This is a genomic window from Paraburkholderia sp. BR10872 (assembly GCF_040965835.1).
Taxonomy (GTDB): Bacteria; Pseudomonadota; Gammaproteobacteria; order Burkholderiales; family Burkholderiaceae; genus Paraburkholderia; species Paraburkholderia nodosa_A.
On record NZ_JBFRCN010000057.1, the window covers coordinates 13,873 to 37,026 of the forward strand.

At 56.6% G+C, this 23,154-nt stretch carries 19 protein-coding genes and 4 pseudogenes; 11 read left to right on the forward strand and 12 right to left on the reverse strand.

What is annotated here, in order from left to right; all coding sequences use genetic code 11:
* Nucleotides 1-566: 566 nt before the first annotated feature.
* From AB4Y43_RS32700 to AB4Y43_RS32750, 11 genes and pseudogenes are all read right to left on the reverse strand, one after another.
* Nucleotides 567-1,360, reverse strand: a pseudogene (locus tag AB4Y43_RS32700) (IS5 family transposase).
* A 288-nt stretch (nt 1,361-1,648) separates the two neighbouring features.
* Nucleotides 1,649-1,786, reverse strand: a pseudogene (locus AB4Y43_RS32705) (IS110 family transposase); the annotation flags it as partial.
* Nucleotides 1,787-1,912: pseudogene (locus AB4Y43_RS32710) on the reverse strand (IS110 family transposase); the annotation flags it as partial.
* Between the two features lie 386 nt (nt 1,913-2,298).
* A complete protein-coding gene (locus tag AB4Y43_RS32715; protein WP_069268350.1) occupies nt 2,299-2,865 on the reverse strand; it encodes a nitrogen fixation protein NifQ in 567 nt (188 codons plus the stop codon).
* 16 nt (nt 2,866-2,881) lie between these two features.
* Nucleotides 2,882-3,190 (reverse strand): ferredoxin III, nif-specific, encoded by a 309-nt coding sequence (gene fdxB, locus AB4Y43_RS32720; RefSeq protein ID WP_083245591.1) that lies wholly within the window; start codon nt 3,188-3,190, stop codon nt 2,882-2,884.
* Between the two features lie 15 nt (nt 3,191-3,205).
* On the reverse strand, nt 3,206-3,406 hold the full coding sequence (locus AB4Y43_RS32725; protein ID WP_069268349.1) for a CCE_0567 family metalloprotein: 201 nt from the start codon (nt 3,404-3,406) through the stop codon (nt 3,206-3,208).
* Nucleotides 3,407-3,490: 84 nt separating this feature from the next.
* Nucleotides 3,491-3,895, reverse strand: a pseudogene (gene nifX / locus AB4Y43_RS32730) (nitrogen fixation protein NifX); the annotation flags it as partial.
* A 55-nt stretch (nt 3,896-3,950) separates the two neighbouring features.
* Complete coding sequence (gene nifN, locus AB4Y43_RS32735; RefSeq protein ID WP_368729677.1) at nt 3,951-5,306, reverse strand: nitrogenase iron-molybdenum cofactor biosynthesis protein NifN; 1,356 nt, start codon at nt 5,304-5,306, stop codon at nt 3,951-3,953.
* 22 nt (nt 5,307-5,328) lie between these two features.
* A complete protein-coding gene (nifE, locus tag AB4Y43_RS32740) occupies nt 5,329-6,822 on the reverse strand; it encodes a nitrogenase iron-molybdenum cofactor biosynthesis protein NifE (RefSeq protein ID WP_069268338.1) in 1,494 nt (497 codons plus the stop codon).
* A gap of 225 nt (nt 6,823-7,047) precedes the next feature.
* Nucleotides 7,048-8,694 carry a nif-specific transcriptional activator NifA gene (nifA, locus tag AB4Y43_RS32745; protein ID WP_368619615.1) on the reverse strand — a complete coding sequence of 549 codons (1,647 nt, stop codon included), beginning with the start codon at nt 8,692-8,694 and terminating at the stop codon, nt 7,048-7,050.
* Between the two features lie 436 nt (nt 8,695-9,130).
* Nucleotides 9,131-10,063 carry a LysR family transcriptional regulator gene (locus tag AB4Y43_RS32750; RefSeq protein WP_069268336.1) on the reverse strand — a complete coding sequence of 311 codons (933 nt, stop codon included), beginning with the start codon at nt 10,061-10,063 and terminating at the stop codon, nt 9,131-9,133.
* A gap of 457 nt (nt 10,064-10,520) precedes the next feature.
* Between AB4Y43_RS32750 and AB4Y43_RS32755 the strand changes: the two genes are divergently transcribed.
* The 3 genes from AB4Y43_RS32755 to AB4Y43_RS32765 all read left to right on the forward strand — a co-directional run bounded on the left by AB4Y43_RS32755 (nt 10,521) and on the right by AB4Y43_RS32765 (nt 13,761).
* The gene (locus AB4Y43_RS32755; protein ID WP_342950207.1) at nt 10,521-11,234 is read left to right on the forward strand and encodes a hypothetical protein; all 714 of its coding nucleotides are present in this window, start codon (nt 10,521-10,523) and stop codon (nt 11,232-11,234) included.
* On the forward strand, nt 11,231-12,364 hold the full coding sequence (locus AB4Y43_RS32760) for an acetyl-CoA carboxylase biotin carboxylase subunit family protein (RefSeq protein ID WP_256095001.1): 1,134 nt from the start codon (nt 11,231-11,233) through the stop codon (nt 12,362-12,364). Before AB4Y43_RS32755 ends, AB4Y43_RS32760 begins: the two co-directional genes overlap by 4 nt.
* 89 nt (nt 12,365-12,453) lie before the next feature.
* Complete coding sequence (locus AB4Y43_RS32765; protein ID WP_069268332.1) at nt 12,454-13,761, forward strand: acetyl-CoA carboxylase biotin carboxylase subunit family protein; 1,308 nt, start codon at nt 12,454-12,456, stop codon at nt 13,759-13,761.
* Here AB4Y43_RS32765 and AB4Y43_RS32770 read toward each other — a convergent pair.
* Nucleotides 13,729-14,637, reverse strand: a complete 909-nt coding sequence (locus AB4Y43_RS32770; RefSeq protein WP_069268331.1) for a LysR family transcriptional regulator — start codon at nt 14,635-14,637, stop codon at nt 13,729-13,731. The two genes, AB4Y43_RS32765 and AB4Y43_RS32770, sit on opposite strands and share 33 nt — an antisense overlap.
* A gap of 244 nt (nt 14,638-14,881) precedes the next feature.
* Here AB4Y43_RS32770 and nodB point away from each other — a divergent pair, with 244 nt between their 5' ends.
* The 8 genes from nodB (at nt 14,882) to nodU (ending at nt 23,080) form a co-directional block, all read left to right on the forward strand.
* Entirely contained in the window at nt 14,882-15,547 is a 666-nt protein-coding gene (gene nodB / locus AB4Y43_RS32775) for a chitooligosaccharide deacetylase NodB (RefSeq protein WP_083245590.1), read from the forward strand.
* 429 nt (nt 15,548-15,976) lie between these two features.
* Nucleotides 15,977-17,215: a chitooligosaccharide synthase NodC gene (gene nodC, locus AB4Y43_RS32780; RefSeq protein WP_083245589.1), complete on the forward strand. Its 1,239-nt coding sequence runs from the start codon at nt 15,977-15,979 to the stop codon at nt 17,213-17,215.
* A 64-nt stretch (nt 17,216-17,279) separates the two neighbouring features.
* On the forward strand, nt 17,280-18,194 hold the full coding sequence (nodI, locus tag AB4Y43_RS32785; RefSeq protein ID WP_368619617.1) for a nodulation factor ABC transporter ATP-binding protein NodI: 915 nt from the start codon (nt 17,280-17,282) through the stop codon (nt 18,192-18,194).
* Nucleotides 18,195-18,986, forward strand: coding sequence for an ABC transporter permease (locus tag AB4Y43_RS32790; protein WP_305120853.1), 792 nt, complete (start codon nt 18,195-18,197; stop codon nt 18,984-18,986).
* 95 nt (nt 18,987-19,081) lie between these two features.
* A complete protein-coding gene (locus tag AB4Y43_RS32795) occupies nt 19,082-19,879 on the forward strand; it encodes a sulfotransferase (RefSeq protein WP_368729678.1) in 798 nt (265 codons plus the stop codon).
* 163 nt (nt 19,880-20,042) lie between these two features.
* On the forward strand, nt 20,043-20,633 hold the full coding sequence (locus AB4Y43_RS32800) for a NodA family N-acyltransferase (protein WP_342922752.1): 591 nt from the start codon (nt 20,043-20,045) through the stop codon (nt 20,631-20,633).
* Between the two features lie 85 nt (nt 20,634-20,718).
* Nucleotides 20,719-21,348 (forward strand): nodulation methyltransferase NodS, encoded by a 630-nt coding sequence (gene nodS, locus AB4Y43_RS32805; protein ID WP_069268326.1) that lies wholly within the window; start codon nt 20,719-20,721, stop codon nt 21,346-21,348.
* Nucleotide 21,349: 1 nt separating this feature from the next.
* Nucleotides 21,350-23,080, forward strand: coding sequence for a nodulation protein NodU (gene nodU / locus AB4Y43_RS32810; RefSeq protein WP_305120852.1), 1,731 nt, complete (start codon nt 21,350-21,352; stop codon nt 23,078-23,080).
* The last annotated feature ends 74 nt before the right edge of the window (nt 23,081-23,154 follow it).

The window sequence follows — 23,154 nt, forward strand, 5'->3', positions numbered from 1 at the left end:
TCGGTGAACGAGGTGGTCAAATATCCTGACCGTCGCTACACGGAGCCGCCCTACGACGCAGATGGCGACTGCTATTGCGAGACCGCCCTAGCACACTTTGACCGGTTCGAAGTAGACAGGGCCATCCTTGCGAGGACACACGGACAGTGGCAATCCAGCGCGGCCGCCGCATCACGCTCTCGAGCTCCAAGCTCGCGAACAAAAAAGGCATCGGAGGCGCGCTGAACTAGCTTGTCACGGGCCGCGACAACTCCGCGCAGCTGGATTCGACAGATCGCCGTGTGCGACCAGCGCAAACCCTGTGGCAATGCAATTCGCTTGGACGGCGTCCAACTCCGCGCTCGCACCTAGCCCCGTGGCAACGATGTACGAATCGTAACAGCGCGGGTTCGTTCCGTATAAGTCGCTATTTTTTTTGGATGCATCAAGCACATTTATGAGTCGCGATTTGTGCCAAAAGCGAGCTTACGTTGGCAAGGGCGGTTAGGTTAGGGAACTTAAGGAAAAGCCGAAATAGGTGATCACGGCCACCGGTATTCCATCCGCCGTTGGCGCAATAAGAGGTGTTAACAGAATGACTTTTGCTGGTGTCGCCAACATATGATGCAGCAGCGGAAAGCCTTGTGGATGGAAGCGAGCTGTTCGAAGCGGATGCGCGGTCGGCGGAAGTTGTGAAGCCGCGAGATGGTCCGCTCAACAACCCAGCGTGTTTTGCCTAGCCCACTACTATGTAGGCAGACCACGTCGAGCGATTTCGGTTGCAATGCCGGCAGCATGCAGTGGACGTCGATATTTGTCGTGGTCGTAGCCTCTGTCGCCCTGAACGAACCGAGGCTTTGATATGGTCTGCCATGCTTGGCCGGAAATGCCTCGACCAGCGCTTGAAGTTGAGTGACGTCATTGCGGTTCGCGACGGTCAGAATCACCGCGAGCGGGATACCCTGCGCTTCGGTGATGGGATGGTGCTTTGAACCGGGTCGCGCGCGGTCTGTGGGATTTGGTCCTGTTTTTGACCTGAGCCCACAGCGCGGATTGAACAGGAATCGACGATGATGCGAGGCCAGTCGATTTGCTCGGCTGCGCGCAATCGCCCAAGCAGCACCTCGTGCAAATGCTCCAACACGCCAGCGGCTTGCCAGTCACGTAGGCGCCGCCAGCAACGCATGCCGCTGCCGCACCCCATCTCTCGAGGTAGCAGGTCCCAACGCAGGCCTGTCTGTAAGACGAAGAGAATGCCGGTGAGCACCGCACGATTGTCGAGCGGCTTGCGCCCCGGATAACGGGTTCGCCGTGGTTTGAGAGGGGGCAGCAGCGGTTCGATGAGTGCCCACAGTTCGTCGTCGAGTATTGGCTTGGCCATGTCCTTTATATGGACGCCGCCCTTTTGCGAAGGGCTTTGAGTGTTCTGACGTAACAGGAACGGCTGCAGCTTTATATCTGGCCTTTGCAGCTAGTGTTTCACTGCGGGCCCCTATGGATTCCGCTGACTCGCGCCTCATTTTCGTCGCGGGCTTTTAGCCCGAAAGGACATTCAGGTTTGGCGAGTCCCGGTCCGACATGTTTTGCCATCACTCTCAAGTGCCAGCGCAACCTTTTGACGTCCCATCCTCCGACTACAGAGCTGATTTCATGTGCGTTCGAAAATCGCTCAAACTGGCCTGGCGCTCACATATCCACTCCGATAGGAACAACCATGTGCGAGGATGGCCCAAATGGTACGGGCCATCTTGTCCGCCAGTGCAACGATCACGACGTTCAGTGGCCGGCGCTTCTTCATCTGCTCGATTGCGCGGTTTGCGAAGTACGCGAGAAACTCCGCCCGTTTGATCGGCTTGTTGACGATTTCGCCGGTCTCTTCGTCCACGTGGTGTACCTGAAAGATTTTTTTTGCGATATCGACACCAACTGGCATAGGCTTCACCCGTCAGCATTGGTGAAGCTCAATACTCAGTCCATTCGCTCCGCCGCGTGAACTCCTCCCCCCCGCCGGGCCACCATTGGAGGGTAAAACTCTCTAAAGGGTTTTCCGCATTCTGCCACGTGCATTCCTTATCCGAAGCAGCAGCCAACACCGCCGCCCCGACCAGCGCAGCGACCATCAGAGCACCACACAGCACCCTCTTTAGCTTCTTCATAACTGCCCCCGTCGGTCAACGTTAATATCCCTAATGGTCTTCGTTTCATATCACTCTCCGTACTGCCCACCAAATCACATACATTACGCGATTCTTCCTGCAACCGACAGGGAAACGAATCAAATATACCTACGTCAATCGGAGTCGCCACTGATCCGCACATTCATTCCGGCCCAAAGCAACTGGAATATTCCGCACATTCCCCGCAGCTTGAGGCCCGGCAGACGTTCAACGCCTCGGTCCCGCAAAGTTCCTTGTAGAGAAACTTCTTCCACCTCATGCCGTGAACGTTCTTTTCAGCAAGCGCCGGAAACCAGTACTCGAGAAGCGCCGACAATTCGCCGCGCGAAGAAAGGCGCAACTCCTGCCACAGATGTTTTTTGCCTGCGCAAGCGTAGACCAGCGCGTGAGAAATGCAATTGATCTCGGTCGTTGTGCCTGCCCCCGGATTGGCGTGTGTCTTTAACAACATTACAAGATCGATGTCGTCATAAGACGGTCCTAGCTGTGAATCTGCAGCCGACGCGCCAAAGTAAAGACCCAGAGAACTCTCGGCATCAGGGAACCAGCGAGCAAGCATCCAGTGTGTCTCCGCTGCATCCAGTCCGGGGATAGGCAATCTTTCCGTACCGCCTTCGTCGAGCGCCGCCGCGAGCACACCGGCGACCGCAAGCACCGTCAAGTCGTCCGGGCTTTCCGCATGGCGCATTAACACCGCGTAGTAATCCATAGGAATTCTCGCTTGCTCACACTTGGGCCGCAGCATGTGTGTAGCACCCTTTCGGGCATATCTTCGCACATGCCGTGCAGCCAACGCAGAGACCTCGATGCGCAATTGTCATGACCTTCTTTTCATGCTCGTCCTCCTCTTCATCGTCATCATCCAGTGGAACATGATCGCCAGCTTCATCGATGCCTAACAGCTGAAGTACGCCGCGAGAACAAACCCGGAAGCATCGCCCGCAACCGATGCACTTTTGTTCGTCGAGTGAATCAACAAAGTGAGGTATCCAAGCCTCTCCGCTTGGGAGTATCACACTAAAAGGATGGCTCATTTGAAGGTCCGGAGTTTAATCGGAAGCCGAAACTGCGGTCTGACGTGCCTGCATCAACGCCGCATGCGCGTCGTGACAGCGTTGCGCGACTACCATTATCTGCTCCCAACCCGTTGGTAGATCTTCTGACAGATCATGCAGATCCATCTTGGCCTGCGTGGCCAACGCGTTGAGTTTTTTCAGGCGCGTCTTAAGTTCCCGCGAGTCGTTGCACATCATGTCCTCCTTATCGGACGACGCACTACAGGCGTCACTGGCAACAAGAACCGTCATACTAGGGAGATCGGTTTTAGCCAGGGGCAACTCGTCATCCCCCGCAAAATCGTACGATGTGCCACGTTCCCTGGTGAGCTTCTTGCGCAACCACGGAGGCGGCGTGCCTTTCAGAACCCTGCTCAGCTTGATTAGAATCTCTTCGATCGGCAATGGCTGCGGCACCTTCACTGGATGGACCTTAAGCGCTACTACGCGCGCAGCCGCCGTACCGCCTATGGCCGCGACATACAAGATCGCGCAGTCGCGGATCACTTCGAGCTTCGGCGCAAGTTTCTCATCATCACCGTCCTGCATCAGCTTGTCGCCGAAATCAAAAATCTGTAAAAGTGAATGTCCTTCCGTCGTCACGTCGTATACCGCAATGCCTTTCGCCCAGCCAAAATGAGCGTCGACGTGCACTTTGTCCTGTGTCGCAAAGGCGATCTTCATGCGCTGGTCTCCTCATCAAGTTCAAGTTACGGCATGTAACACCCTTCTCTTAAACCTAACCCTGAACCGAAACATCAAGGCCGCCCGATGATTGCGGCAGTTTCCAGTCGCCGGGATGAGGTTGCGAGATCCTCTCGAACATAAGATTGGCAATCTCGAAAATAAGATTCATTGTGCCGCGATAACCTATCTGGCAACGATGGGCGTTGCCGACGCGGTCAAACACCGGAAAGCCCGCGCGCATCAGCGGCTTTCCGAGGCGACCGGCCATCTGCCTGCCGTGCGAATGCGTGATCAGCAGGTCGCAGTTACTCGCGCCTCGTTCCATGTCCTCCAAGTCCCCCAATATGACTTCGCTTGCCGGCAACAGCGCATGCGATGCCGAAGCAGTGGTACTGATGCAAACAGATAGTTCCGCACCCATTTCACGGAGCAGCGAACCGATCGAAAGCAGCATGTCCGGCTCCGCACCAATCGCCACTTTTAGACCACCCGTGTAAAAATGGCTGTCGAGCATCGCATCCAGTAGTTGGCTGCGCTGCCGGCGATACCGGGCCGGGACTGCACGCCCCGAAAGTTGTGCAAGACGTTGCAAGAACCGGTCGTTCGGCTCCAGCCCCGTTAGCCGCTCGAGGATCTCGAACGGCACGCCGGCAATTGCTTCGAGCGTCTCGGCGGCGTCGCGCGTTTGCTCACCAACGCCAATTGTGAATGACGACGCCCCCGCCGCACGGATCTGATCAATCGTCGTTCCGCCCAGCGTCGTCCCACGCCACGCAGAATCAAGGTGGCCGTCGAGGGAGCCGGAAACATCTGGAAGCACAATCGGCTCCAGCCCGAATGCGCAAATAATCTCCCGAAGCTCGTCGATGTCACCAGGCGATAGATGACTGCCCGGCACCAGATTGATCTGCTGAGGTATCGTCGGCAACGGCTTCACCAGTGTCTCGACGATCGCGGTCACCGCGCGCCTGAAGCCGTCCTCAAAGGCACCAATATAGTCCGGTGTCGATACGAGGATGAGTTCAGTATCGTCCAGTTCGCGCTTGCGTTTTCGCACCATCGCAAGGTGCCCCTCCACATCTTCGCCGTTCGTCTCAGTCAGGCCAGTCGTGCAGAGCACAATGATCTTAGGCGCCGCGCGCTTGCGAATGTTCAGCAGCGCTGTCTCTACGTTCTCGTATCCGCCGAGAATCGTGGTGACCTCGCTCATCGCCGTTGTTTGCAGCGGAATGGCTTCTTTGAAATGGCGCACCAGTAGTACGAGCGCGAACGACGTACAGCCCTGCGAGCCGTGCATTACCGGCATGCATGCATCAAGCCCCATGGCTGCATACGTCGCGCCGAGCGGTTGACTCATTCTTAGGGGATTAACGGTACAGGCTTTTTCTGACTCGACGACTATCGCCATGATATGTGCTCCACTCCGAAACTCAACTCGATACCGCCGCGCGGAGGTTCCAATCGTATGCCTCACCGTCTGCGCCCCGCGGAATCGGATTGATGTGCGTGGAAGACTTAAGAATCCCCTCGCGATGCACTACCTCTTCGTCGTCCCACGGCGCAGGAATACGCACCTGCTGCCAGACTGGGTTCTGGATTGCGCGGTCGATCTCCTGCACCAATTTAACAATGCCCTCGTAGCCAGCGTACGGATGGTGTCGCTCCTGATTCACGTCGAGCCAGGGCATGCGCGCCTTAAGCGCGACAAACTGCGAGCGCCCGCCAGACAGCATGATGTCCGCCTTCGCATCCCGGAGCATGTTGTACATCTCGCGCGCCGTCAAATTGTCGACCATGCGCGTGTCATTGCCCATGATCTCCTTGATTCTTTCCTTATCCCCATCCGTACTTTTCTTCACACTAGTGCCGACGATCTCGAGCCCGGCCTCCTGCAGCGCCGCGACCACTGACCATGACTTCACGCCGCCCGTGATGAGCAGCACACGTTTGCCATCGAGCCGCTGCCTGTACGGGGCAACGCGCCCCCATACGCGCGCCTCTTCTGCCTTGACAAGGTGCTCGGTGCGCACGATAAGATCGTCCGGCGCACCCTGCTCCACCAGTAGCCTCGCGACCCCGCGCAGCGTGTCGCTCGTGTCGCCAATTCCGTAGAATGAACCCTCGAGGTATGGAATACCGTAGCGCTTCTGCATTTTTGTCGCAACGTTGAGCATGGACTTGGAGCACACCACCAGGTTGACCTTCGCGCGGTGTGCGCTCGCGATCTCGCTGTAGCGGCCGTCTCCCGAGATGCAGGACAGGAGCCGGATGCCGAGCGCCTCGAACAACGGCTTTATCTGCCACAACTCGCCCGAGAGGTTATATTCACCGATAAGATTAATATCGAATGGTGTCTTGTACGCCGGCTCGCGCGTGCCGATGACGTAATCGAGGATCGTCTCCCCTGCGAGCTTGTTGCCGAAGTTTTTGGATCCTGCGAAGCCGGGCGCATTCACCGGTATGATGGGCTTACCGAACTTTGCCGACGCGTGCCTGCATACGGCGTCTATATCATCGCCGATCAATGCGGTCACGCACGTCTGATAGACGAACACGGCAGGCGGATCGTACTTTTCGAAAATTTCACGCAGACTCCTGAAAAGCCGCCTCTCACCGCCGTAAATTACATCGAGTTCATTGATATCGGTTGTGAACGCGGTGCGGTAGAGAGTCGGCCCAGACGATGCCGAATGGCGGTTGTCCCAAGAGTTTCCTTCACATGCAATAGGCCCGTGCACCAAGTGTGCAACGTCGACCACGGGCTGCAATGCGATCCGCGCGCCGTCGAATGCGCATCCGCCAGCGGCCGCCCCCGGCGAAACCTGCTTCGAACAGCCTTGCTTGCGCTCCTTTTCGCTCTTCGCGAGGTTCTTTGCGCAACCCGGTTCGTTGAAGATCTCGACAGCGCTCGTCTTTAGCCACATCGTAGAGTCCTGACAATAGAAGTCCACGACTACAGGCAAATTGCGTACCACCATCGTAGCCCAAGCTAACAGTCATAGTGACGCTATGCCGAAGCCGGATTTGTCGTCCTTGTTACCTGCGTTGAAGGAGTTGAACCAATCACTACAATGTTGCGACACGCGAGAGCCTGCCGGTAGCCTTCTCGCCCAGTCTCTCCAAATGCATCCGCGCAACCGCCGCTGCCTTCAGAAGCGGCGCAGCTTGATCCCGTGCTTACGCAGTGCGTAGCCGATCTGCCGCGGCGTGATATGTAGGAGTCGTGCGGCCTTCGCTTGCACCCATCCACAGCGCTCCATTGCCCACACAAGCTGTTCCCGCTCGCTGCCCGGCATGTCGCTACCGCTTGGCGTATCGAAGCTACGCCCATTCCAATCACCGGCACTTACGCTCGCCAGGGCATTCGGCACTTCACTGTTTGTAGCGTCCAACGTGCGGGCAGCACGCACAGCGTCTTCTCGTTCGATGTAATGTAGCTCTTTGGTGAGGCACCGGCCTCTCTCACACAGAAAGGAAAATCGATCTATCGTGTCGTGATCCGCCATGGTCGCGGTACGCTCAACGCAATTTTCCAGCTCGCGCACATTGCCAGGCCAGTAGCAGCTGGAAAGAACCCGAAACGCTTGTTCATTGAAATGCAAAGATCGACGATTGTCGCGGTTAAAGCGATCCAAAAAGTGCTGCGCCATTGCCGGAATGTCCTCACGGCGTTCGCGCAACGGCGGCAAAAGGATACTAACGACGTTGATGCGGTAGTAGAGATCCGCACGAAATTCCCCCGCCTTCACCATTTGTTCGAGGTTGCGGTTCGTGGCAACGATCAGCCTCACGTCGACTCTTACCGGGGTGGTGCCACCCACCCGCTCGAACTCTCGTTCCTGCAAAACTCGCAACAATTTGGCTTGGAACGAAGGCGAGATGTCGCCGATCTCGTCGAGGAAAAGTGTCCCACCGTGCGCCAGTTCAAAACGCCCTTTGCGTTGATATTGCGCACCGGTAAACGCTCCCTTCTCATGGCCGAATAATTCGCTTTCTAGCAGTGTTTCAGTGAGCGCCGCACAGTTCACCGATATGAACGGCCGGCCCTTGCGGGGCGATAACCCATAAATCGCGCGCGCGATCAGCTCCTTTCCAGTTCCGCTCTCGCCGCGCAAAAGCACCGTCGTCCGCGCTGGCGCTACTTGATGAACTTGCGAAAAGACGCGTTGCATGGCGGCAGATTCTCCGAGCACATTGTCGATACGAGACGAAGTCTGGTCTGCGTTGACCGCTCGTCTCATCTCCTGTCGCGCGGTTTGGTCCATCTGTCCCGACGCACGATCAAGCAGAAGTGCCTGGCCCATCGGCGCCGCGACGACCTTCATGAGTTGGAGGTCGCTCGCAAAGGCGCGCTGTCCGTCCGTGTTCTCGCAGAACGCAACAAGTACGCCGAGCGGCCGCCCTTCATACCTGATCGGCGCCCCGAGCAGTGCCACATGCTCACCTTCCAATCCGTCGAAGATATCGATGCTGTCCACGAAGAGTGGTTCATCACGCAGTCTCGCCACCACGACGGCTGAGTCGTTTGTGTGTATTCGCCCCAATACCCCGTCATTGGGCAAGAAACGCAGACGTTCACGCCAGCCCGCTGACAACCCCGTGCCACACAGGCCGCCCAGATGGCCGTCTGGCTCAGTGACCGCAATAAACGCGGAGCGCCATCCACACGCATATGAGAGGTAATGCAAAGATCTCTCCAACGTCCTTTCGGTATCTCGTGACGAGGTCAACGTCTTTACTACTTTGTAGACCACATCAAAATTGAGATGACTCTCATTGACATCGAGCTGCGACATAGATCTGAACTCCGGAAATTGCACGTTAGCGCCGCGGGACCCGGGTCCCAACACAATGAATGGCGGCGCTACATTTGCGCAAGCCACGGTGAATTCTTATCGCAACGGGCACGAAAGCCGACAAAACAGACAGAGACGCGACAATCGGAGTCGCGGTGTCAGAAATACGACAAAAACACGAGGTATCTTTGTGCGCAGATGGGATACTACCGAAAGAAAGCGTTGGTTTTACGACAAATTTAGATTTGTGCGGCAGTCTATGTTTAAATGCATGAGTCGCACTTGATTTGTGGGGAAATAGCATAACTGCGCGTGAATTAGAGAACGCGCTTCACGTAGCGTTGATGCTGGATTCAAAAGACAGGACGTTATCGTCTGAACCTCCATTTGGCGCGCCGAAGTTCGGCCCTTCGACGCGTTTTACCTCAGGGGCTCATTAGTTTGAAGCACGCAGTGGCAAGCCTGATGACGCTCCGTCGTGTACACCGTCTCCAAGAGTACTCAATTGCAGCGAACGGAAGAGAAAACGCTGAAGTGCGTTGGCCGCAGACGAGCGGTCTTCTAATCGCCCAGGACTAAAGAGACCGAATTCCGCCACCGGCGGCAGCGGCAACCCTACTGCGCTGGGATCGATCGCACGCATCGTATCGCGGCGCACCTGCCAATCCAGAAGTAGCGCAACGCCGAGCCCAGCTTCAACGGCTGACTGAACCGCAGAGAGGCTCGTGCTTTTGCAGGCCACGCGCCAAGCGATACCTGCTTCAAGCAACGTGGCAAAATAGCTCTCCTGCCACCTGCATGCACCGCCGAATGCAACAATCGACAGCGGACCGTCTCCGAGATCATCATTGCGCGTGCGCGCAGCCGCCCAGCGAAGGGGATGTCGCCAGGTGACGAGCGGTTCCGCGGGGATCTGGGCTGGATCACCAATCGCGAAATCGAGTGTGTTGCTCATGAGCCGCTGCGATAAGGCCGGACTCGCATCAACGACGATCTCCAGGGCTACATCAGGAAACAATGTCGAAAATTGCCGCAGTGCATGGCGGAGGTGACTCATCGCGATGTCCTCGGGAAGTCCAATTTTCACGGTACCCGCAACTTCACCCGAAGTAAGAGCGGAACGCGCCGCAAGGCCAATTTCGAGCAGCTTGTGTGCATACGGCAACAGAACATTGCCCGCAGAGGTCGGCTTCACGCCGCGCGGTGAACGCTCAAGGAGGCGCTGGCCGACTTCGTCTTCGAGCCGCCGGAGGGCCATGCTGACGGCAGCCTGTGTACGATGCAGCTCCATGGCAGCATTGCTCACACTGCCGGCTTCCACTACCGTCACGAACGTACGCAGTAGTGTGCTGTCGAGATCGCGAATCATCAATTTCCCTCATGCAAACATAAACATTATCAGCTTATACCACGCATACCGCTGCAGTTAGTATCCTTCCGTCGCCCAAGTCGAGAGCATGGGTGAGCAAAAAACGAATGGGAATGGAGCCTAGATACCTGTTACAAAAAGCATTCGCTGTGTTTAAGGAAACGATTGGGTCAGTTGTCGGTTGACAGCAATCATTTCGATGCGATGGCGTTTGCCAAAGCAGACCGCTCTGCAAAGAGCGACCCAATTTGGGGCCACCCGAGAGCGGTCGGCCTTCAACGCCCTCTCGTTGCACGGCGTCCGGTGCGCTGCTTCGAGGCCAAGCGTGGGGACTTTCGCAAAGCTAGCGAGCCACCATTGCTTCGTGCCACGAGCAGTTCGTGTCTCCGGTTTATTCGCCGCTGACCCGCTACGCAGCGCGCCGCGTTCGCTCCTTCTCATCCTATCTGGAGATCACATGAATACACCCAACGATCGGGTTCGCTTCGAGGAGCTTGCCAAGCATGCCATGGACCAGGCACTCGCAATTTCGCCGGAAACCGCTGCGTTCCACTGCGGCGACTGGATCGACAGTGAGTACTATCGGCGCCATCTCGTCGAAACCGTGTTGCGCATCCGGCTCAACAACGAGGTAGGCGCATTCGCGCTTTACAAGATAGGCTGCCAGGACAACTCGCTCGCGCAGATGCTGGCGCAACACCTCGCACAAGAGTATGGGCAAGAATGCCTTCTTCTGCATGACCTCGAGAGGTTCGGCCTGACCGCAGCAAGCGTGGACAGCATTAGACCATTCAATAGCACAGACAAGCTAATCGGATATCTCTACCTCAGCATTGTCCGCGATGGCCCGCTCCCTACGATGCTCTTGAACTGGTTGCAGGCATGGTATTCGGGCCGCTACAACAAGGTCATCGCGGAATCAGCCGCGCGCGCATTCGGGCACGATCACGTAAAGGGTACACTCAGCCACATTGAGTACGCCGAATCGCGCAGCTTGGAAGACTCCACATGGATCGCTCTGAAGCTCGCGATCGGTGGCTGGGGCGGAATGGAGAAAGCAGAAATCTATTTGAACAACTTTGTCGGAATGATTCACGAGTATTTCGAAGAGTTGCGTGTGGCGACCCTACCCCGGCCGGAAACCGGCACTGAACAGGCAGCGATCAAATGACCGCCATCATCGTGATAGAGCCGCGCTCGTCCGGGACCGCACTGGTCGCCTCAGCCGTGCGCCTTGGCGTGGCCACCCACGTATTTTCGGCCAAAAGCGATGAGCCCCCCCTGTCACGCGAACTGCAGGCCGCCGCGGTGTCGTACACGATGGTGGACACTGCCTCGCCGAACGCCGTGGCGGCCGCCGCATGCGCCATCGGCGTCGATGCGATCGTACCCGGTTGCGAATACGCAACCGGCGTAGCAGCTGAATCAGCGGCGCTCCTTGGTCTTCCCCATTTGCAGCCGGAAGCGGCAGCACTCACGCGTGATAAATATCGCAGCCGCATGCATCTCGCCGCCGCCGGACTGGCGGTTCCTGAGTTCGCCCTCATCGCACATCGTCGCGACGTCATAACAGCCGCTTTACACGTAGGTTTTCCAGCCGTCCTCAAGCCTGTCCGCGGCGGCATGCATGTGAGGTACGTCAATTCTCTTTCCCAGTTGCAACTTGCGGTCGAGTGTGCCATGCATCACGGCGTTGTCGATATCGGCCACAAGGCCGGCAACGTGTTGCTCCTTGAACAGTATCTGAAGGGCCCAGAGTACTGCATCGAAGGCTACGTCAGCAGCCAGCACGGACCCCGCGTCGTCGCAGTAACCGAAAATCTTTTGGGCGCAGAGCAGAATTTCGCAAAATTGGGCCACTTTGTCGAAGCCTCTTTGAGCGCGGACCAAGGAGCCGCGCTCGTCAATTACGTCGAGCACACCGCGGCGCAGATTGGACTGACCCTCGGTGTTTTCCACGCCAAAGTGCGCATAACACGCGACGGTCCGGTGCTGATCAAGATCGCGGCCTGCCTCGGAGGTGATCGCACCTATCGGCTCATCGAACTCAGCAGGTCAATCTCTCTGCCGGAATTAGCGATACGCAGCCACCTCGGCGATCCTGATCCAGCCCCCGACGTCGATGCAAGACCTGCCCTGTGTGTCAGCGGCGTGCGGTTCTTCGCACCGGTAGGCGACGCGGCCGCCGTCGAACGCGTTCGCGCCATACCAGTTTTCCAGGAGGTGGTGGTCCATTCTCAATCGGCGGCTCAGTCCCGCGACGAGCGGCCGTGTCGGCCATGTGTTGTTCATCGCGCCTGATCGGTCGACCTTGATTTGCGCCTTGCTGAAGCGCTGAGAGCGCTCGGATCCGGCCGCGCCTGTAACGATATCTGAACGGTTTGCCCTTCATGACAACCAACAAACACGCCCCGCGTAGCCGCATAGTCGTGCTTAACCGATGGTCCGACGGCTTTGCAGCTTACCATCGCTACATCGATCACGCGACGAATAACGTCGCTTACATCTGCACGCCGAACGGCGCGGCTGCGCTCGACGCCTCTCAAACCGCGCATGTCGAAGAGCTAGCAGACATCCTTGATGAAGATGCGCTGCATAAGGCCATGAGCTCCTGTCAATCGGCGCTCGGCGGCATCGACAGGCTGATCGCATTGTCCGAATTCGACCTTCTGAAGGCCGCGCGACTGCGCAATTCGTTCAATATCCCTGGCGATCTGCCAGATACCGTCGTCCGCTTTCGTGACAAGACCGCTATGAAGCATACCGTTGCTGCCGCGGGCCTGCGTGTGCCACGCGTTGCAGCGTTGGAAGATGTGGCCTTTGCGAAAGCAAATTCGTCCCCTGTGATGCGCTTTCCGATCATGGTAAAGCCACGTACCGGCGCGGCAGGCCTAGACGTACCGCGCATCGACACCCGTGCGCGATTGGATATGTTGTGGCCGACACTACCGCTGGTTGAGTACGAGTGCGAGGAGTACATCGAAGGACCCGTCTATCACGTTGACGGTTTCGTGCGAGACGACACATGGGTAATTGCGCGCGCGTCCCGCTACATCAACAACCGTCTTCAGTTTGCACAAGGAAAACCCCTAGGCTCGGTGATGCTCGACCCGGGGCCGCTCAATGATGCGGTGCTTGAATTCGCGGCGGCATGCCTGAAAGCGCTCGCCTTGAGCAATGGACCGTTTCATCTCGAGATAATCGGAGCTTGCGACGGATTCTATTTTCTGGATGTCGGTGCCCGTGTCGGCAGCGGGGAAATTCCCTTTCTCTTCCATGAATTGTACGGCGTCGACCTCTTCGACCTCTGGGTCACTCACCAATCAGGTGACGAAGCGCGGTACGCCGCACGGGCGCAGGCGGCGTTAATCGCGTCAACCTCGATCACACGCGGTGGATTCCTGATGCTGCCAGAGCCAGTCGGCAAGATATTCGTCGACGCACAATTGCCGAACACTATCCCGGGGCTTTACGAAGCTGTGCTCCCGGCGAGACGTCACTTATTCAACGGTTCCAGCTGCTCGGGCAACATCCTCGCACGCTTCCGCTATCGCGGCGCATCGGAGGAAGAAGTCGACAGGGCAATTCGCGCGACGTTGCGCGATTTCCGCTACACGCTGGCAGAGAGTGTGGGCTCGCCGAATAGCAGTACACATGACATCACGCTACGCAAGACTTTGCGCCTCCTCCAGCAATAGCTCGCGCATCCAGATACTTGCAGGATCACCGCTATGCAGCGCAGGCCATTGGATAGCCTCAGTAAAAGTCGATAGCGGAAGCGGTACTTCGGCGATCCGCAGAGGAGAGGCTTCCCCGAGATGCCTAGCGAGCCTCAAAGGGATCGTCGCAATGCGACGGGTACCCGTTAGCACCGACGGAATGAGGTGAAAGGTCGGGACGACGACCTCTTCGCGCCGTTTGAGACCGAGATCCAGTAGGAAAAACTCTTCGATCGAAGGCCTGCGTGCCCGCCCGAACCTCACCGTCACGTGTCCCATGGACATATACCGGTCGAGCGGAAGCTGCTCCGACAACTGCTTGTTGGCAGGACAGCCGACACACACAAGCTTCTCGTCGAAGAGCGGCGCTTTCGGGTGAGTATCCGGCAGGAATAGATCGGGCAGAATCAAAAAATCGACGTCGCCACGCCGCAGCAAATCCCCAGGCTCGTCATCTGGGAAAAGCAATTCGAAACTGACCGCGGGAGCTTCGCGTGCAACGCGCTTAATGACCTTCTGGAAATAGACGAGCGTCATGAAATCAGATAGGCAGACCCTGAACCGGCGATCCGACTTGGCCGGCTGGAAAACGTCGCGCGAGATGATGGAAAGCTGGATATGCGATAGAGCCTCCCGCACCGGTCCGGCAAGCTCTATCGCTCGTGATGTGGGCACGAATTCTCGGCCTCTCATCACGAAGAGGTCGTCGCGAAAATAGTCTCGCAACCGCGACACCGCTGCGCTCATGGCAGGCTGACTCAAATTGATGTCGCGTGCCGCGAGCGTGACGTTACGCTTCGCCATCAATGCGTCCAACGCGACGAGAAGATTCAGATCGAGGCCTTTGAAGCGCATCTTTAATTATCCGCGTTATGGATGACACATATCGAAACAATCGATTGTACAAATTTATTGAGGTACCGCAAAGTTACGGCAATTCAGCTTGACATGCAAGTCATCAATATGAGTATTCATGTCGTTCTACTGAACGACACTCGACATCAACTCCCAGATATTGATCTGCTACGCCGCATTTCGCGTTGCGACTGGGGACGGTTCCAGGGTAGACGGTGACTCATCAAAAGATGAGTGAAAGACCATGAGAAGACTCAGCGATTGGGAAATGCCGCAATTTATTGCGGAAGTGCTAAACGAGCGTAAGCGTAACGGTGAGCGTAAGGTTTACCTTACCTTTGACGACGGACCGCACCCGATATGGACGCCGAAAGTACTAGATCTGCTGGCGCGGCAACAGGTACCGGCAACCTTCTGCGTACTCGGTGCCTACGCGGCGGAGTATCCGGAACTTATCCGGCGCATGGTTTCCGAAGGCCACGATGTCGCGAATCACAGTCTCTCCCATCGGGATTTGTCGAAATGTGAGCCAGATCAGATACGGCACGAGATAGCAGAAGCGAACGCGCTTATCCAGCGTGCTTGTCCAGCGGCAGGGGTGCGATATATGCGTGCGCCATATGGCAAATGGACGAACGACGTTATCGCCGAATCCATGAAATCGGGACTAATGCCACTCCACTGGTCGGTAGATCCACGAGACTGGTCCCGTCCGGGCGCCGAGGCGATTGTCGATTCCGTATTGGCATCAGTGCTGCCCGGCTCGATCGTATTACTGCACGACGGGGCTCCTCCCGAAGAGTGCGACTTGCATCATCGCGATGCTTCGCGCGCGCAGACTGTCATTGCACTATCACGCCTGATTCCAGGATTGAAGAAAAGGGGCTTCGTCATCGGTTCACTTCCGTAAGTTCAACGGAAAATCTCGCTTTACGAGTATCTCTGACCCCAAGCTGGTCGACAAGTGGACGATATGCTCCCCTAGAGACGTTTCACCAACAGCTTCAAGTATGCGCGTGGTCCGCGCGCGGACGATCATGGATAGAACTAAGGAAATACTGACCCAGAAGCAGGCGTTGGCTGATCTGACTTTCAGCCGATACCGATGGAAGCGTCTTGGGCGACCTCGCTACCATGAGGTGCATTACTGGAAATTTCTCTCGTACGCCACAACAGCGTCTTTCCTGCCCCATGGAGAAACGTCAACTCTACAGGCACGAGAATAATTGCCACTCGAATCATGCATGAACCTGGATGGTATTACCGCGCCTGACTCCCGCGCCATCGCTCACGGCAGGCCTGTACTGAGAATCCCAACGTCTCCTAGCACACTGACCCGATGAACATTCCTGCCGCAATCAACACGACATCTGTCCTACTATACGCGTCACTTTCGGCCATCTATAAAAGCGCGCAGGTTCTTCACACTCTACCGACTAGCGGCGGCCCACCTGCATGCATCAAGGTATTCGACATAGAGTATTTGCCGGACATCGACGTCATCGTCCCGTGCTTTAACGAAAACCCCGAAACGCTGCGGGCGTGTCTCGACTCGATTGGCGCCCAGGATTACGCGGGCGCTATCAAGGTTCACGTAGTCGATGATGGATCCGCCAACCGCGATGCGTTGAACGTGGTGTATCGGGAGCACGAGCATGATCCGCGATTCAAGGTACTGCTTCTTCCACAGAATGTGGGAAAGCGTAAAGCGCAAATCGCCGCGATACGTTCTTCGACCTCAGATCTCATACTTAACGTAGATTCCGACACCACTCTGGCGCCGGACGCAGTAAAGAAACTCGTGCTGACAATGAGCGACCCATCGGTCGGTGCAGCCATGGGTCAATTGGTAGCCAGCAATCGCAGCGACACGTGGCTGACCCGCCTGATCGATATGGAATACTGGCTTGCGTGCAACGAGGAGCGCGCGGCGCAAGCTCGCTTTGGCGCCGTGATGTGCTGCTGCGGACCGTGTGCAATATACCGGCGCACAGCGCTTCTTCTGCTGCTGGACCAGTACGAAACGCAAATGTTCCGGGGCAAGCGCAGCGATTTCGGCGAAGACCGCCATCTGACAATTCTGATGCTCGCGGCGGGCTATCGGACGGAGTACGTTCGAGATGCAGTCGCCGCGACCGTGGTTCCGGATAGGCTGCGACCATACCTGCGCCAGCAACTGCGCTGGGCGCGCAGTACCTATCGCGACACGCTGCTCGCCCTTCGCCTTTTGCCTCGTCTTGACCGCTACCTAACTCTTGATGTGGTAGCGCAGAACATTGGCTCTCTGCTGCTGGCCATTTCAATGATCTCTGGCTTTCTGCAGATCGCGCTCACAGCCACTGCTCCTTGGCAGGCATGCTTCGTTATTGCTTCAATGACGATGGTCCGTTGCTCCGTTGCGGCCATTCGCGCTCGCGAGCTTCGATTTCTCGGATTTTCAGTGCACACACTCATAAATCTTTTGCTCCTGCTTCCTGTAAAGGCATACGCTCTATGTACATTGGACAACAGTGACTGGCTTTCCCGCAGTTCTGCCGTCCAAGACCGCGACGAGCACCATGTTCCCAAAAGCGAGTAATGCGTAGCATCGCGCGCGCTACGGAATCTTCCTTAAACAGTGGTCTGTATACATTTCCGGCTCCATGTCTAATGCAGCGATCACCTTCTCCAGCGTAAGGAAATCTTATGGCGGTAAGCTTGCCGTCGACGGATTGTCCTTCCGTGTAGAGCCCGGCGAGTGCTTCGGTCTGCTCGGGCCTAATGGTGCCGGCAAAAGCACTACCACGCGAATGGTGCTGGGTATGGCGCTGCCTGACGCAGGCGTGATTACCGTCCTCGGAGAACCGGTGCCAGCGCGGGCACGCCTGGCGCGGAGGCGCATTGGTGTCGTTCCGCAATTCGACAACTTGGAGCCAGGTTTTAGTGTGAGCGAGAACCTGAAACTCTTCGGGCGCTACTTTGGGATGAGCAAAGGCGAAATCGAGGCGGTCGTTCCATCCTTGCTGCACTTCGCACGTCTTGAGGACAGGGCTCACGCACGCGTCACAGAGTTATCGGGCGGGATGAAGCGCCGCCTAACCATTGCACGCGCGCTCATCAACGATCCGCAACTTATTGTCATGGACGAACCGGCAACCGGGCTAGATCCGCATGCGCGCCACCTCATCTGGGATCGTTTGCGCTGTTTACTCGCACGCGGCAAAACAATTCTTCTCACTACCCATTTCATGGAAGAGGCAGAGCGATTGTGCGATCGGCTATGTGTAATCGACGGGGGACGCAGCATTGCTGAGGGTGCACCTAATGCATTAATCCAGGAGCAGATTGGAAGTCACGTTATCGAGATATACGGCGGCAACCCACATGAACTCAAAGCGCTGCTCATGCCGTTTGCGCAGCGTACAGAGGTTAGCGGTGATGCACTCTTCTGCTACACGGCCGATCCACAACATGTATGCGCGCGACTGCGTGAGCGTAACGGTCTGCGTATTGTGCAACGTCCCGCGAACCTGGAGGACGTTTTTCTTCGGCTGACCGGACGAGAAATGAAGGATTGAATGATGCGCGAAGTGTTTTTGATTACTCTACCCGGCAACGCCTGGAACTGGCGCACAGTATGGCGGCGCAATTATCTGGCGTGGAGAAAAGCGGCACTTATCTCCCTTCTCGGCAACCTGGCTGACCCGATGATGTACTTGTTCGGTCTCGGCTTCGGCGTCGGAATAATGATAGGTCACATCGATGGCACTCCTTACATTGCATTCCTGGCGGCTGGAATGGTTGCGACAAGCGCCATGACCTCAGCGACTTTCGAAACGATTTACGCTGCCTTCGCTCGCATGCAAGTTCAGCGCATGTGGGAAGCCGTGCTCTGTACCCAACTGACAATTGGCGATGTCATTCTTGGCGAATTGGCATGGGCCGCTACAAAAGCCCTTCTCGCGGGCTCCGCCGTGATGGTAGTTGCGGCGACGCTCGGTTACGCGGCGTTTTCGAGCATCGTATCTGTGATCCCTGTCGTTTTTCTGACTGGCCTCGCTTTCGCGAGCGTGGCAATGGTACTCGTTGCGATCGCGCCGAGTTATGACTATTTCGTTTTCTACCAGACGCTTGTGCTTACGCCCATGTTGTTCCTGAGTGGTGTCGTCTTCCCTGTGGGCCAACTGCCCGGCGCGCTTCAAGACCTTGCACAGTTCCTGCCGCTTGCCCACTCCGTTGAATTGATCCGTCCGGCGATGCTTGCACGTCCGGTCGGCGGAATGGGGCTGCATCTGGGCGTGCTTTGTGTCTACACAATACTGCCGTTCTTCCTGTCTGCGACACTGGTCCGCCACCGGCTGATGTCTTGATGCCGACGGCGTTGCGCCTCAGCAGCAGTCTTGTGACAAGCGTCAGACTGGGGCTACACCCGAACCACCGCTTTCAACCTAATGAAATGCACGCCATGACCCACTTGATGCCGAAAACTCAGCCATTCGTGATTCTCGGGATGCCCAGAACCGGCACTCACTATCTGGAAGAACTGCTGAATGCTCATCCGAGCGTCTTGAGCAATGGCGAGTTGCTCAACACCTATGACACCAATTGGCCTGATACCAACCGGCTCAGGTGCAGCAATCTGGAACTTCTCGAGCTTGCCTATCTTCGCTATCCGGTCCAAAAGGGAAAGGCACACGCCACGCATATCGGTTGCAAGATCAATCAGCCGCAATTTCTGGAACGCCCAGGATTCTTTGAGGAATTGGCACGGTGGCCATGCCTGAAGGCAATGCTTGTAGTCCGCAGGAATACGCTGGAATCGCTGCGATCTCTGGTGCAAGCGAGACAAAGTGGTGAATGGCTGAAGTACGGTTCGGACAATGGATCAGCTCCGCCTCCTCAGGTCGCGTTGACCATTGAATTGTGCGAAGCCTACTTCAAAGCTGCAGACGATTTTCATCGTCAAGTCGTCGACTCTTTCGCGCCAGAGAATCTGCTTTCAATAGACTATGAAAACCTCCTCGATGATCCCGCCGGATGCATGGAAGCGGTACAGACGTACCTTGGGACTTCCATGCATCCCTGCTCTCACAGGACAGTTCTTCAAAGGCAGGAAATACGGCCTCTGGAGCAGACCGTACTCAACTTCGACGAGTTGAAATGTCACTTCAGTGGCGGGAAGCATGAGAGATTTTTTGAAACAGCGAGAGGTGGACTTTCCTGTAATGGCAGGATCCATGTTCGCCCATGTTCATTTCCATAGAAGCAGCACCAAATCTATCCTTCAAACAAGTCTGCTATCGAAAGACTAATTTTACGATCTTGCGTTCCCTACTGGCGCAACATCCCGAACGCGAGGCTTCCACCTCCTGGGTAATCGCACGCCACTGGTTGCGCGTAGACGCAATTGAACAAGGTATCTTTCCATGTCTTCAAAGGTGCAGTGGAAACTGTGCTGGGAAAATGAGCTCCAGCTTTCCGATCATCTCGAATTGGCCCAGTTTTTTCGGACGACGTATGGCCCGACCGGACCGTTCAATGCTAAGCCGTTCGATGGCGGTCGAAGTTGGGCCGGGGCGAGGCCCGAACTCCGCGCAATTGCCTACGATTCGCAAGGTGTGGCGGCGCACATGGGTTCGTTGCGCCGCTTCATCAAGGTTGGCACAACCGATGTGCTGGTGGCGGAACTGGGTCTGTATGGAGTGCGGCCAGACCTCGAGGGGCTCGGAATCAGCCAATCCATTCGCGCGATGTATCCTGTATTGCAGGAGCTTCGCGTGCCATTCGCATTTGGCACCGTCCGCCATGCTTTGAAGAACCACTTCACGAGGTTGTGTCGACATGGAATGGGAACGATCATTCCAGGAGTTCGCGTCCGTTCAACGCTTCCCAACGTTCACCTCGATTTGCCGGCAACACGTGTTGAAGATGTACTGGCGGTGATTTTGCCAATTGATAGGGCTATGAGTGAGTGGCCGCACGGGACTGAAATCGAACGCAATGGCCCTGAGCTATGACTCGCCTGCATCTGTACCGGACATGCGGTCAGCGGCTCGATCTGTCCTGCAACGAGATTAGAACGCACACTCTCGGGTAACTAAATTGAAAACCGTAACGCATTTTGACTTGCTGCGACGGGAGTTGGACGCGGACGACCCGTGGCAACTGGACAGTAATCCGTTCGAGCATGAGCGTCATATGCACATGCTTCGATTATCCCTCTCTAAAGGCCCCGTTGCCCATGCCCTTGAGGTTGGTTGTGCGGGGGGCGCGTTCACAGAGAAATTGGCGCCATACTGTGGGCGGCTCACCGTGATGGATGTGATGCCGCAAGCGCTTGCGAGAACACGCAAGCGCTTAAATTACCCGCCGAACGTGAACTGGATCGTTGCAGACGTCCAGCACTTTTCTAGCGCAGAGCGGTTCGAACTGATCGTAGTCGCGGAGGTTTTCTACTATCTCGCCGACATCGCCGAAGTGCGAGATGCTATCCGCAATCTGGCATGCGTACTCGCGCCTGAGGGCCAGTTGATATTCGGTTCAGCACGTGACGCCAATTGTCGACGCTGGGGACATATTGCTGGTGCCGAAACGGTGCTGAAGATGCTAAACGAACGGTTCACCGAGATTGAGCGAGTCGAGTGCGTCGGCCAGTCGTCCAACGAGGATTGCCTGCTCGCACGCTTCCAGAACGCAGTGCATTTTTCCCATCAATCAGATTTACCTCGCTAGGGTGAAAGATACCATGCGCATCTGTGGCCTCAAGCTGACACACGACGGAGCGATCGCCGTTGTCGAAGATGGAAAGCTCCTTTTTTGCATCGAACAGGAGAAGCGGGACAACAATCCGAGATATCACGCTATATGGAACCTCGATGCAATTGAAACCGCATTAGCCGAGCACGGTCTACAGACAGACGACATCGACGAATTTGTGATAGACGGCTGGGACGGCGAAGTGACGTCAAAGTTCCAGGCGCTGAGCGGCCCCACCCCAATCGTCCTCGAGGGTGCCCCCTATACGGAACGAAGAAACGGCGATCTTCTGGCTTCGGTCGACGGCACTGGGCTGCTGATCGGCGGCAAGTCATATCGATACAGGAGCTACCCTCACGTGTCCGGCCATGTCGCCGCCGCATACTGCACGAGTCCATTCGCACAACTAGGGCAACCTGCGTTATGCCTAGTGTGGGATGGCGGCATGGTGCCACGGTTGTACCATGTAGGACGCGACGACGTGCGGCTCATTGACCAGCTGTTCCCCATCATCGGTCAAATGTATGCAGCGGCCGGACATCATTTCGGGCCGTACGCAAAGGCGGCGGGTGCTGAGTGGGACCTGGGAGTGGCTGGCAAGCTAATGGCGTACATCGCGCTGGGGTCAGTCGACGAAGACATCATTGATATATTTCGTCACCTTTACCTGGAACGCTTCGCAGGCGACACAGAACTCGCGCGAAACTATCGCCAGAATCTCCACCTTCCGAGTACATCGCTCGCAGCGATACGCGATTTCTTCCACGCATGCGTGCCGGACCTGCAAGCTAAACCTCCCGAAGACGTACTCGCCTCTTTCCATACTTTCCTTGAACGCCTACTCGTCCGCGAAATGGAGAAGGCCCTGCGGCAGCATTGTATTCCCGGGCCGCGCAACCTGTGCATATCCGGCGGATGCGGGCTCAATATCAAATGGAACAGTGCATTACGCACAAGTGGCTTGTTCGATGCTACCTGGATTCCGCCCTTTCCGAACGACAGCGGTTCGGCGATCGGTACCGCATGCTGCGCGATAGCCGCGAACGAGGGCTTCATGCCGTTAGAGTGGTCGGTATATAGCGGCCCCGCAATGAAAACGGGCACCCGAGTGCCCGGCTGGTCTGCGTCGCCTTGTTCCTTAGCTGAACTTGCACATATTCTCGCCGAAAATAGACCCGTCGTTTTCCTTGCCGGACGCGCCGAGCTGGGCCCACGAGCACTTGGGGCGAGAAGTATTCTCGCCGCTGCGACTTCGCCGAGCATGAAGGCTCTTCTCAACGATGTCAAGCATCGGGAATATTTCCGTCCTGTGGCACCTATATGTCTTGAAGACCGGGCGCCTGCTGTATTTCTCCCCGGCACTCCAGACCCCTACATGCTGTTCGATCATCAAACACGCGACGAATGGCGGGACAAGATACCTGCCGTCGTGCATCTCGACGGTTCTGCGCGGTTGCAGACCATTGCAAGGTCATCCGAACACCCTGTTGCGCAGCTGCTAATCGAATACGAGAAGCTCACAGGCCTTCCCTTGCTGTGCAACACCAGCGCCAACCACCTGGGACGAGGCTTTTTTCCCGATGCTGCGTCGGCGTGTGAATGGGGACGTGTCGAACACGTTTGGTGCAATGGTCTTCTATTTACCAAGACATGCAGAGACGAGATTTCGGCGTCAGTCGATGAGCCGGTCTCTTTTGGACTCGCATGACTTTGGATCTTCACCGCAATGCCGCAACAAGTGAGCGCTAGCTCATGCCCCGACCGGACCGATCTAAGTAGGCA